Genomic DNA, 11547 nt, shown 5'->3' on the forward strand with positions numbered 1-11547 from the left:
ACTTGCCATCCATGCGCCCGCAATCATTGGAAAGATCGAGTACGTATATGAAGCAACGTGCACCGGAATACCAAAGAAGTTCGCATTGATCGCCATGCCTAGCAGATGACTCGTGACTTTCCCACTCGTTGCAATTCCAACGATGGCAGGATACGTTAGGACACCACCGACAATCCCCATGATAATTGGGTCAGACCCTAGCTTTTTAGCCGCGGTAAAACCAACGAAGATCGGTAAGAAGTAGAAGACGGAGTCTCCCATCGCATTGATAATGACGTAGGTTGACTCAGTTGCCGACACCACGTGGAAATTAGTGAGTAGCGCCAAGACCCCTTTCAAGATCCCAGAAGCGGCCAACAAGCCAATCACCGGAATCATCGAACCAGTAATCACACCAATCAGGCTGCTCATACTATGCTTAACCTTTTCCCACGGATTCATCTTCTGCCACGCAATCCGGTTAGCTTCCTTTTCAGAGGCAATTGCGGACGCATCATCATCACCAAAACCAGCACCGAGTTGTGCGACAATCGCATCATAGACGTCGGTAACGGCAGGACCAATCACGACTTGATACTGACCACCCGCCTTGGCAACATCGATAACCCCCTTTAAATTACGGATGACATCATCATTCGCTTGTTGTTCATCCTTCAGGTAGAACCGGACCCTTGTAATACAATGAATGACACTCTTAACATTGACTGGGCCGCCAACATTCGCAATGATTTGGCTCGCTAAGTCAGCATATTTGCCTCCGTGGCCTGCTTTAGTCGTTACAGTTGCCACTGGTTCGTTTGGTTTAACGTCAGCACGTAAATCAATCATCGCACCAACTACCCCAGCACGTACTTCTCCGACTTGTGGTGCTAGTTTAGCAACCATGTCATTAGAATTAGTCACTGCTACAATGACTGTGGTTGCTTTATTAGCTGCATTAATGGCTGCCAAATCCATTATAGCCACAGGTTCACCTGCTTTTACCGTATCACCAACTTGAACGTTAACTTTAAACGGTGGATTGTCGGCCATCTCAACCGTATCGATACCGAGATGGACCAATACTTCTAGTCCGTCACTGCTCGTAAAGCCAATAGCATGCAACGTTGAAGCAACCATCGTCACCTTACCACTGATCGGCGCCACAACTTGACCATCACTCGGTTCAATCCCGAAACCTTGGCCCATCATCCCCTGTGAAAAGACCGGATCTTTGACCGCCTTGAGCAGTATCAACTGCCCCGCAATCGGTGTTAATAACTCTACTTGTTTCATTGCGATGCTCCCCCTTTGATCTATCGCATGCCTAACTAACTTGTCCCCATCAATAACCATCATAATAATTGCGATTACTAATAATGAGCGATTACTGATTGTTTCAACAACAATTAAAAATCAAGCCAGCGCCTCGATATAAAGCGCTTTCTTTTATAACTATAATAATAACCGCCCCTAAAAAGGCGGTCAATCAAAGCCAGTTTAATTCAATCATTAATCGTCGTAATTAACCACTATCTTTATTAGTTAGCAAAACTTGCTAAACAAGTGTCAACCGTTGTGCTGCTAAAAAGGACTGCTCGAAATCCGTCGTATTCTTGATGGTCTTACCATAGTCAACGATCAACGCGTGAAATTCCCAGGCTTTTGATAAGTCATAGCTCCAAGCTTGCTCAATTAACGCCTGAGCTTGGCCATAATTATTCGGTAATGGTTGGTCTAACCAGCCAAATAAGCGACGTAAATACGTATCGATAATTATAGTTGGCTGATGAAAAACATACATACTAAAATAGTCGGCCGTCTCATCACCGATTCCCCGTAAAGCTTTCAATTCTGCACGCAACTGTTCTGCTGGCAGGCTCTGGATGGTTGCTAAGTTAAAGTCATATTGCTGACACCACGCCGCCAAAACTTGCAACGTTGGAACTTTCCGTGTGTAGAAGCCCGCTGGTTTAACTAGTGTTGTCAGTTCAGTGGTACTCAGCGCTAACAATTGTTGCGGTTCAAAGCCGGTTGCTTTTTTCAAATTAGCTAGCGCATAGTCAACATTTCGCCAATTCGTATTTTGAACCAAGATTCCACCCCACAGAATCTCCCACGCTGTTTCTGCAGGTGGTGTCCCAATTTGAAGCCAGTGCCGCGGTCCCATTGCGGTTAGCATTCGCTGATATAGTTCTTCAATCGTCATTAGTCTAACGCCTTCATTCGTTCATTAATGTCCTTGATCGTACACAAAAATAGCCACAGCGACAACTATTTGTCCCGCCGTGGTTATTTACCAGTATTATTTTAATCTGCAGTTACGGTACTGCGTTTAACAACTAACACAATGTCGGCCTTGTGATTGGCTGGCTTAACCTTCTCTTCAAAATCTAATTCGGCATCTTTGAATAGGCGCTGAATTTCAGTATTCACTAACGGTAAGTCGCGTGGGTCCCCAGCTTGCTGGCGAATATAAACCACGTATTGATCTGATAATTCTTCCAGATCATATTCTACATCTTCATCATTCAAAATGACATAAATCAACTGACGTTCTTTGTTCATACTAAATTTCCCCTTATCAATTATTTTATCCGCATTAGTCGTTAGGGGCTAATTGCTGCGCAAACTCAAGGTAGTCCTGCACACAATGATCCAGCCACGCTACTGATTGGTCATCCGTGATATTGCCAGCTGCATCGATCTTATTTTGAACCATGCCCAGTAAAAACTCGTTTCCAGGTAGAACTCGCGCTGCAACACCTGGTGAATCCAGAATCTGGCGCAAATGCCCTTGCGCCCGAACCGTTCCAAGTGGCCCCATTGTTGCACCTAGAATCATAACGGGTTTTCCCGTCAAAGGCCGTTCAACTCGAGACAACCAATCGATGGCATTACCTAGAACTCCAGGAATACTGTGATTGTACTCCGGCGTGACAAATAACACCCCGTCAGCAGCCAGAACAGCTTGTTTAAACTCTTGAACAACTGCTGGCGCTTCTAATTCGATATCTTGGTCATAGTATGGCAAAGCCCCTAAATCAAGAATAGTGACATCCAGTTGTCCGGCGTAGTGTTGCTGAACAAACGCCGCTAACTTTCGATTATACGAAGAACGGCGAATGCTACCAACCAGTGCGACAATTTTCATCTTGTGAAAAACTCCCTTAAGTTGTGATTATCTTCAGTATACCAGTTTTTTAGCAAGCGGACGGAAACGTTTTCAAAAAATAACCCTACTTGCTCGTTTTATTACAAAGATTGCCTATTATTTATTAATAGCACCCTTTCAAACGGTTACCTGACCCCCATTACTAATTTTAAGCCCTACACCATTAATAAAGTTTCACGAATGTTTATTAACTTTTTTCAAAAACAACCATCCCTCGTAACCGCGCTAAATATTGTCTGGTATACTGATAATTAGAGAAATTGATCGGGGGAGTTAGCATGTATTATCGTGGTGAAGCACTTGATTTTTTAAATATGTTACTCACGGATGAAACAGCACCTTTAATGCGTTCACGGGTGGTCTTTTCAAGCAAGATCGACGTTGAACGTTTGAAGGCAGCCGTTCTCTCTTCTGCAAAAGTCGTACCCGAAATTTTCGGTCACTATCAGCCTGATCACAACCGCTTTGTCGTCGACGAGCCAGATGTCAACCAAATCGTTAGTGAAGTTCAGAGCCCGTATAGTCCTGAAAATACTGAGTTTGAGTTCACCAAGGGACCTCAATTGCGTTTGTTTGTGATTCATCACGGTCAATACGACGTCTTACAAGCTTTCATGAGTCACCTACTCACCGACAATCACGGATTTAAGGAGTACCTCTACCTATTAGCTCGTGCCTATAACTATGATGACCTATCGGCTGAACGTAATGAACGCCGTTTACGGCCAGTCATCAATCAGCTAACCAAGCAGTTTTCACGTTCACACCATAAGATCCCTACTACCAGTATGGTTAAACTCCCCCATTATCCGGGCATCAACCTGCGTCATGGCGGTCATGTCATGCTGAGCAGTAGTCAGTTCATGCGCGTTCGACGTATTGCCAAAGCTCAAAACGTTGGTATCAGTGAGGCTATCTTAGCTGCGTATGCAAAGGCATTGCAAGTGCTAACTGGACATACCACGGTAACGCTGCCTTGCCCAATCGATTTACGACGTTTTACAACGGACGAGGACAGCGTCCAGGTTGCCAACTTAACCGTTAACGTCTTTTTGACCATCAAAGTTGATATCGACGCGTCCTTCACAACGCTCGTCCAACAGGTTCACGACTTATTAGCCACTGAACGTTCCCGGGTTGCGTTCCTATATCGTTTGAGCAACTTGCAGAAAATGAATCACACGATGCCGATTAAAATGCTCCGAAAAATGACGACGCGCTGGTTACCACAACCATCCCTTCGATACACCAATTTCGGAGTTGTCGATCAGCAACAACTTCAATTCCACGGTTTAACCGTTGTGAACTGCGTCTTTTCAGGGGCCTTCCACTGTTCACCAGCTATGGAAATTGCTGCTTAGTACGTTTGCTGGCACTTGTACCTTGAGCTTTAATAGCACCGGTTCTGAACGAGACTATCAACTATCAATGAAGATTTTAGAAAATATCCAAGCACAATTATTGGTTTGGGCTCAAAACAGTAATGACGCCATAACGACTCCTAGCACGATTCAGTCACAGGCTTAATTCAAACTAAATAGAAAACGCCAGGTTAGTATTCAGCTAACTTGGCGTTTTATTATGGTAACTAAAGGTTGAAAGTCCCAAAACAACTTAAACCATTGATTTAACAGTGAGTATTGGATGAAAATTAGTGTCAGTACTTAATTCTCCGCGCCCGTCAGCCAAGAAATCGTGTCATGGGGACCGGTCCCAGCCAAACAGCGGTCTGGGGCCTCGCTTCAAAGCCTTAAAGGACAATCTTTTGAAGACGTCCCGCAAGCTAAGGCGGCCAAGAACGCCATCTTAGCTTGCCTTCATGACACATTTCCCAGCTGACTCCGCTTAAATGGAAAGCAATCTCTAGTTCCTTGGTTATACCTAATATTCTCTTGATCAGAACTAAAGTTAACCACGACTATCGTAATTAACGACCCGTCTAGACGGAGGTGGGCAGTACTAGCGATGCTGTGAAGGTGGCGTTATGCCGGTGATTTTCCGGAATTACGCCACGGACGTCTTTAGGCATTGGTGAATTGTGCCAATGCCTAAAGCGAGGTTCAAGACCGCTTTTCAGGCTTGAACCGGTCCCCACAGCTGAGCTAGTGCTGACTACCGGAGGCGAAAGTTATGACTAGTTTTAACCTTTAGATGGTAAAAGAAAATCCGGTCACCCTTCCTAAAGACTGACTTGTAACACTGGCAGATACGGCAACAGCTATCCCCTCTATGTTAAAAATCTGATTGATAGTTTCACGCTTAATTATCCAATTTTTACTGCTTAAGTTTAGTAAAAGTTCACTTTGATAACGATCCTAAATTGGAATCCTTCTAAAAAGTGTGGTTTAATAAAGGTGAATATGATAAAGGAGGACCGCGTCATGGCAGAAGATATGTTGACCCAAGCCTTGCAACAATTAAAGGATCATAAAATCCGCGTAACACCGCAACGGCAAATCATTCTGAACTACTTAATTACGCATCACAACCACCCGTCAGTCGAAACGATTTACCAGGCGCTGGAGACTCAGCTACCAAACTTAAGCTTAGCAACCGTCTATAACACCCTTAAATTATTCGTAGATTTAGGGATTGTCATTGAATTACAAAATGGTGACGCCGGTACCCATTATGATTTCTTCGGCCGACCACATTACCACGTTGTCTGTGAAAATTGTGGTAAGATCACCGATGTTTTTGAACCCGATCTACACAGTATTGACGTCAAAGCTGCCGAGCTTTCCGGTTATTTAGTCACTGGCCACAACATGGAAGTCTACGGACTATGCCCTGATTGCCAAAAGTTACTCAACGTCACTAAGATGGCTGACTTGAAGCGCCTGAATCTCAACCATTCAGAAACTAAGAGTGCCCCCGAGGCCGAGTAATTATTAAGTAACGATATTTTCAACTATACCTATTCAGCATACGAATAAGGACTGCGATATTAATCGCAGTCCTTATTTTTAGCTATTTAAATTAACTACTTTTCAATTTTTTAGCATTATACTAACCAAGTCAATGAATTACCGTTCCTGTCCGAATGCAAAGTAAAGCCAGGGACCAATTGGTTGAACAAATGCCATTAGCAACCATCCTAAGCGGTGCCCATGCCGAAACGACTTTGCGTGCAAGACATCGGCGACCACAATCGTTGTTGCCGTAATTTCCATAGCTAAGATTGGTAATATGCGTTGTTGGACGCGCCGACGCACTCGTGGTGGCATCGTTTGATGTTGATGATGACTCATTTTAAACATAGTCTGCACCTTCCCTAACGATTTAATTATCTTTATTATACGCTGCTATAAAAGAAAGCGCTATCTATAACTAGTATCCTGCCGGTGCTGGCTTAATAAACTTAGTATCGGCAATCGGCAGCTCATCAATCACTGTTGGCTGCTGCATCAATTGCCGCACCGTGACACCCACTTGCCCACGATCAATCGTAATAATCTGATAACTACTGCTCTCATGAACATAGTGATGTTGCGGGTCACTACAGTCAATGGCGTACGCGGCCGACCCCGCCACAACATTCAAGATATTATCGCCCACGACGTAACTAGTCGGAAAGTGAACGTGCCCTGAAAAGACCCCACCAAGATTGTGACCTCGTAATACCGACAACAGTGCTGGTGTATTCTGTAAGATAGCATAGTGCATATTAGTCATTGTCGGTCCATCCAGCGGGTGGTGTAAAAAGACAAAGGCCCGCTTAGTCGGTGCTTGACGCAGGTGTTTCCCCAACCACTGTAATTGTTCAGTCGCCAACCAGCCCGCTTCGTATCCGGCAACCTTAGAATCTAAAAAGTAGAAATCATTATTTCCAATACGCATCCGGCCATTGTAATACGGCCCAGGGTCCGCGGGCAAATAACCATCGTAAAAATCCTGACGACTATCATGGTTGCCTAACAATGCACGGACATGGCAACCAAACTCTGCTTCCATCGTATGAACAATCGCGTGCAAACGTTGATAATCATCCGCACTACCGTTATGAATCAAATCACCCGTGAGCACAATTAGATCTGGACTAGCTGGCAATCGCCGCATATCGACAATAATATCCGCCAACTTCGTCCATGGATCATACTGCTGCCCATGAACTGGAACCTGCCCGTGCGGCGTTAAGTGCAAGTCAGAAATCTGAATAACGTTTAAACATTTCATGTCCATCGCTCCCATACCCTTAGTCATTAAATGATCACTTACAATATAGCGAGCTAACGTAAAGTTTTGCCACGCAATCATATAAAATAACTGTAAAGATTGTTCAATTCAGTCTTTACGATCAGTCAGCGCCCATCAGTATCAACTGATTCACTAAATTTCCAGTTGACAAGTGCGCGTTCAGTTGCCAACATGGTGAATAGGAATTGATTAACTGAGAGTGAGGAATTACTTTGAAAAATCTGTTTATCGGCCCAAATGTTTCCTTAGCCGTTCCACAACCTGAAGATTTTGATGAAATCAGTGATTGGTATACGGACGCTGACTTTGGTCGCAACCTAGACACTGCAGCAGTACGGCCACTATCCGGCGAAGAACTCGAACGGACTTATCGCAACATTGATCGTAATACGGAATTCTATTTTCATATCCATCACCTAGAAGATGACCGTTTACTTGGCTTTGCCACGCTATTTAACGTCGAATGGAATAACCAAACGGCTCAATTAGCCTTAGCGATTGGTGATGCCGACGAACGTGGTCATGGCTATGGAACGGAAGCCCTTAACTTGATACTGAACTACGGTTTCAATGAATTGAATCTCTATAAAATCGGTTTGGACGTCATCGCAACAAACCACGCAGCCATCGCTGTCTACCAAAATAGCGGCTTCGAATTTGAGGGTACCAATAAGCTTGCCATCAAGCGTGACGGCCAACGCTATGACCTTCATCACATGGGTCTCTTTGCGGAAGACTTCCAACCTCGTATTGCTTTAAATTAATTAATCAGCTCAATTAGTTGCGGATACTAACTTTTGCAATTATAATAGTCGCAGATTGGTAGAAAGTGATTAATTAACTATCGATCCTTAATATTCTTTAGTTTTTAGATTAATTAGTGACGTTGCTGCCATAACGGATGCTAATAATCACTATCATTCATGGACTCCCCCAAGTCTCATGAATGGGGTTCATCAAAGCCCCCACTTTGATGTTTCCTACTCCTTGACCACTGCATCCTTGATGTAGTGGCTTTTTAGTCACTACATCAAGGATGACCAACTGGCTGTTATACATTTCGTATCCTAAAATAGAATTCAGGACAGCATACAAAAATAGCATTCTTCAGAAAAATTGACATTCTGAAGAACGCTATTTTTTAATTTCCTGACTGATTAGATCCAACTGGTACCCGATCTACCCTGCGGTAAATCCTGTGCCACCAAGATTTAATCCTCTTCAGTTTCCATCACTGAACTATTACGACGTGCCAGCACCCATTCTTTAACCTGAATTAGTAGCCACGCAATCCCTGCCGTAAATAGTAATAACATCAACGTTGAGATCATTACAACGAGGATAATTTGAAGTCCTTCTGCCTTAAGAACGTCTAGCTTGGTCACTAATGCAACCCCCGACGGAATAAAGATTAAGCTGATGACCTGAACGAAGAAGTTACTAACACCAGCAACTTGTTCGATCTTAACAATTTTGAACGTTAACAATAGGTACAACATAATCATCCCAATCAACGGCGTTGGCATTGGGAAGGCTGGCCAGACTTGATCCACTAATTTTGAAAGCAGACTACTGGCCAATAGAATCAAACCGTAAATAACAATCTGTTGGATAAATGCGCCTTTTTTCATAAAAGTCCTCCTTGTCTAGCCTAAACCGATCAACCGTGCAAATGTCGGTACCATGAAGTTAACCATAATTCCGGCGATAACAAAGGCAATTGCCCCCGTGGCACCGGCAGTTTCACTAACTTCAATGGCCTTAGTAGCCCCAACTGCGTTACCCGCAATTCCAAAGCCTAATCCCGCACCCACTGGATTCTTGTGTAGCTTGAACCAGCGAATAAAATGATCGCCCAGTGCATAGATTAAAACTGAATTTAGAATAACCGCGAAGGCTGCAATGGCTTGATCGCCACCAACGGATTCCGCAACCGGCAAAGCAATCGCAGTGGTCGCAGCTTGTACAAGCATGGCACCCAACGCTTCATCCGTCAAACCAACTAACCGTGAAATGCCGTAAATTCCAAATAGTGACAGTAACAACCCAATCGCTAACGCAATAATAATTACGTCCCAGTGTTTTTTAAAGATATCATTGCGCTTATATAAAGGAACGGCAAAGGACACCGTAGCCGGTGCGACAAACCAGAATAACCAGTCGCCACCAACTTGATACGCTTCATATACTTTCTGTACAGGTGCTTTTAGAATCGACGCAATCAATACCAATAAACCAATCCCGAGCAGCATTCCAAAGAATAACGGTTGGAATAACACAAAGCGATTTGTTTTGTGATACAAATACTCGCCAATCCCATAGACTAAGACCGTCAAACCGATCCCGAAAAACGGATTATTGAGAAGATAACTCACATGGGTTCCTACTTTCTTTTGGTGAAAAAGAGTGACAAAAAAGGTGCACCCATCCGGGTCTAGTCATCATTAAAATGGTGGTTAGGCTCAGAACAGTGCACCAACACAGTTCTTATTTATTATTTTTTAATTATAGCATGCCACAGTATTAATTAATAGTCAGGACACTCGTCAACTTTCACTAACCGTATAAAACATCAAGGCATATGCTCCGACACCCGTATGAGTTGCGATGATTGGACTGGTCCGCGCCACCAACAAATCCGCTTGTGGCACCACTTCATGCAATAAGTCTTCGGGTGCTTGGGCGACACTTGGATCACCGACGTATGAGATGCCGGCCGCTTCTACCCGAGTCGCATCTGCCAATTGGTCTAAAATCTGCGCTTGCGCTTTAATCAACGCCTTTTTACCACGGCCACGAGTATATAACTTCAACTTGCCATCGACTAATTCAAAGACAAACTTTAATTTGATCAAATTTGTCACCACGCCGGCAATCTTCGGCAACCGACCTCCCTTGACCAAATTGTCGAGAGTATCCACGAATAAGTAAGTACGGGTCTGCTGACGAATAACGTCAATCTTGGCTAAAATAGCGGCCATATCCGCACCAGCATGGGCCATCCGTGCGGCGGTCAACACCTGAAATGACATCCCACGATCTGCAGCTTGCGTATCAATAACCGTTACGTCACCCTCAGCTAATTCGGCGGCTTGGCGAGCAGCGTTAACCGTCCCACTCAACGTTTCCGTTAAATGCAAGGATAAAACTTGGCTCCCATCCGCCGTCAACGCATCGTAACAACTCACAAAATCACCAATTGGTGGCTGACTAGTCGTTGGTAATACCGGACTAACGACCATCTGTTGATCAAATTCAGCCGCGCTAACTGCCGTATCTGCAATCAAATCGCCACCAAATCCAACGAGTAACGGGATTACTTTAATACCATACTGTTCAATTTCGGCCGCCGTTAATTGGACCGATGAATCCGTGACGATTTTTATGCTCATACTTAAAACACCCTTCAATCTAATTTAAGAGTTATTATAGCACCTACCCTGACGCTAGCAGCCACAAAGACTGATACTAAGGCATTTTCCCTCTTGTTAACCGCATCGTTCACTGCCATTTTTTTATAAACTTTGTAAAAACGTCATAATTAAGCGTTATTAAACTATTTTTTTCAATCGAAAATCACGTTTTTAAACTTTTGGCATCACACTTTCTTCACGCACCGCCGCTATACTATGTTTATAGTCATTAAGGAAATCCCAATCCTTAACGACCCCCTAACTTTTTTGATTACTTCCCCAAGTAATGATGTGTGTGTTGTATCTAACCTATATTTACTTAATTTACTTCCCTTTTCCTCCGTATTTCCCCGATACGGAGGTTTTTTTGTGGTTCTTATCCGCCTACCGGAGCAGTCTGACAACGCGAAAACGCCATGGGCACGATTTTGAGCTCACAAGCCTAGGACGCTTGCAATCTCAAAACTCGGCCTTACACTAACCTGAGCAAACCACTCAGCTAAGTGTAATTTCATGCCTGAGCGTTGTCAGACCGCTCCTCACGGCTAGGTAAGATTCAAAATGTTGATAGGATTTTACTAGTTTTGATTAGAATGATCATTATTTTAAAAAGTAAGTAGCTCGAAATTGTCCAGTAACTGTCAGAAAATTTTTAGTAAGCAGCTCATTAAACTGAGAAATTGGGGGCCAAACGAATTTAGTCATTATGGTATTAGGTGCGCAATGTCTGACTTTGACTACTACCCAGCCGTTAGGGGTGTCCTGACAATGTTCAGTGGTGAA

The 11547-nt window shown here is 43.8% G+C and carries 12 protein-coding genes; 3 read left to right on the plus strand and 9 right to left on the minus strand.

Annotated features, from left to right (window positions below):
* The 4 genes from ACG95_RS14850 to ACG95_RS12355 form a co-directional block, all read right to left on the minus strand.
* Positions 1 to 1275 (minus strand): PTS sugar transporter subunit IIABC (locus tag ACG95_RS14850; RefSeq protein WP_237756523.1); only part of this gene is annotated, 1275 nt, incomplete at its 3' end.
* A 262-nt stretch (positions 1276 to 1537) separates the two neighbouring features.
* A complete protein-coding gene (locus tag ACG95_RS12345; RefSeq protein WP_048000817.1) occupies positions 1538 to 2188 on the minus strand; it encodes an endonuclease III domain-containing protein in 651 nt (216 codons plus the stop codon).
* A 101-nt stretch (positions 2189 to 2289) separates the two neighbouring features.
* Positions 2290 to 2547 carry a hypothetical protein gene (locus ACG95_RS12350; protein WP_048000818.1) on the minus strand — a complete coding sequence of 86 codons (258 nt, stop codon included), beginning with the start codon at positions 2545 to 2547 and terminating at the stop codon, positions 2290 to 2292.
* A 34-nt stretch (positions 2548 to 2581) separates the two neighbouring features.
* On the minus strand, positions 2582 to 3133 hold the full coding sequence (locus ACG95_RS12355; RefSeq protein WP_048000819.1) for an NADPH-dependent FMN reductase: 552 nt from the start codon (positions 3131 to 3133) through the stop codon (positions 2582 to 2584).
* Between the two features lie 299 nt (positions 3134 to 3432).
* Here ACG95_RS12355 and ACG95_RS12360 point away from each other — a divergent pair, with 299 nt between their 5' ends.
* Together ACG95_RS12360 and ACG95_RS12365 are read left to right on the plus strand one after the other, a co-directional pair.
* Positions 3433 to 4515 (plus strand): hypothetical protein, encoded by a 1083-nt coding sequence (locus ACG95_RS12360; RefSeq protein ID WP_237756524.1) that lies wholly within the window; start codon positions 3433 to 3435, stop codon positions 4513 to 4515.
* Between the two features lie 1020 nt (positions 4516 to 5535).
* Complete coding sequence (locus ACG95_RS12365; RefSeq protein ID WP_048000820.1) at positions 5536 to 6042, plus strand: Fur family transcriptional regulator; 507 nt, start codon at positions 5536 to 5538, stop codon at positions 6040 to 6042.
* A gap of 138 nt (positions 6043 to 6180) precedes the next feature.
* Here ACG95_RS12365 and ACG95_RS12370 read toward each other — a convergent pair whose 3' ends face one another.
* A complete protein-coding gene (locus ACG95_RS12370) occupies positions 6181 to 6414 on the minus strand; it encodes a PLDc N-terminal domain-containing protein (RefSeq protein WP_048000821.1) in 234 nt (77 codons plus the stop codon).
* Between the two features lie 70 nt (positions 6415 to 6484).
* Positions 6485 to 7330, minus strand: coding sequence for a metallophosphoesterase family protein (locus tag ACG95_RS12375; RefSeq protein ID WP_048000828.1), 846 nt, complete (start codon positions 7328 to 7330; stop codon positions 6485 to 6487).
* Between the two features lie 233 nt (positions 7331 to 7563).
* On the opposite strand from ACG95_RS12375, the gene ACG95_RS12380 reads away from it, so the two are divergent.
* Positions 7564 to 8115: a GNAT family N-acetyltransferase gene (locus ACG95_RS12380; RefSeq protein ID WP_152668346.1), complete on the plus strand. Its 552-nt coding sequence runs from the start codon at positions 7564 to 7566 to the stop codon at positions 8113 to 8115.
* A 447-nt stretch (positions 8116 to 8562) separates the two neighbouring features.
* Here ACG95_RS12380 and ACG95_RS12385 read toward each other — a convergent pair whose 3' ends face one another.
* From ACG95_RS12385 to ACG95_RS12395, 3 genes are all read right to left on the minus strand, one after another.
* Positions 8563 to 8982, minus strand: a complete 420-nt coding sequence (locus ACG95_RS12385; RefSeq protein WP_048000822.1) for a CidA/LrgA family protein — start codon at positions 8980 to 8982, stop codon at positions 8563 to 8565.
* Between the two features lie 15 nt (positions 8983 to 8997).
* Positions 8998 to 9726: an LrgB family protein gene (locus ACG95_RS12390; RefSeq protein ID WP_048000823.1), complete on the minus strand. Its 729-nt coding sequence runs from the start codon at positions 9724 to 9726 to the stop codon at positions 8998 to 9000.
* A gap of 171 nt (positions 9727 to 9897) precedes the next feature.
* Entirely contained in the window at positions 9898 to 10743 is an 846-nt protein-coding gene (locus ACG95_RS12395; protein ID WP_048000824.1) for a DegV family protein, read from the minus strand.
* Between the last annotated feature and the right edge of the window lie 804 nt (positions 10744 to 11547).

Origin of the sequence: Lactiplantibacillus herbarum, assembly GCF_001039045.1 — a bacterium.
GTDB classification, from domain to species: domain Bacteria; phylum Bacillota; class Bacilli; order Lactobacillales; family Lactobacillaceae; genus Lactiplantibacillus; species Lactiplantibacillus herbarum.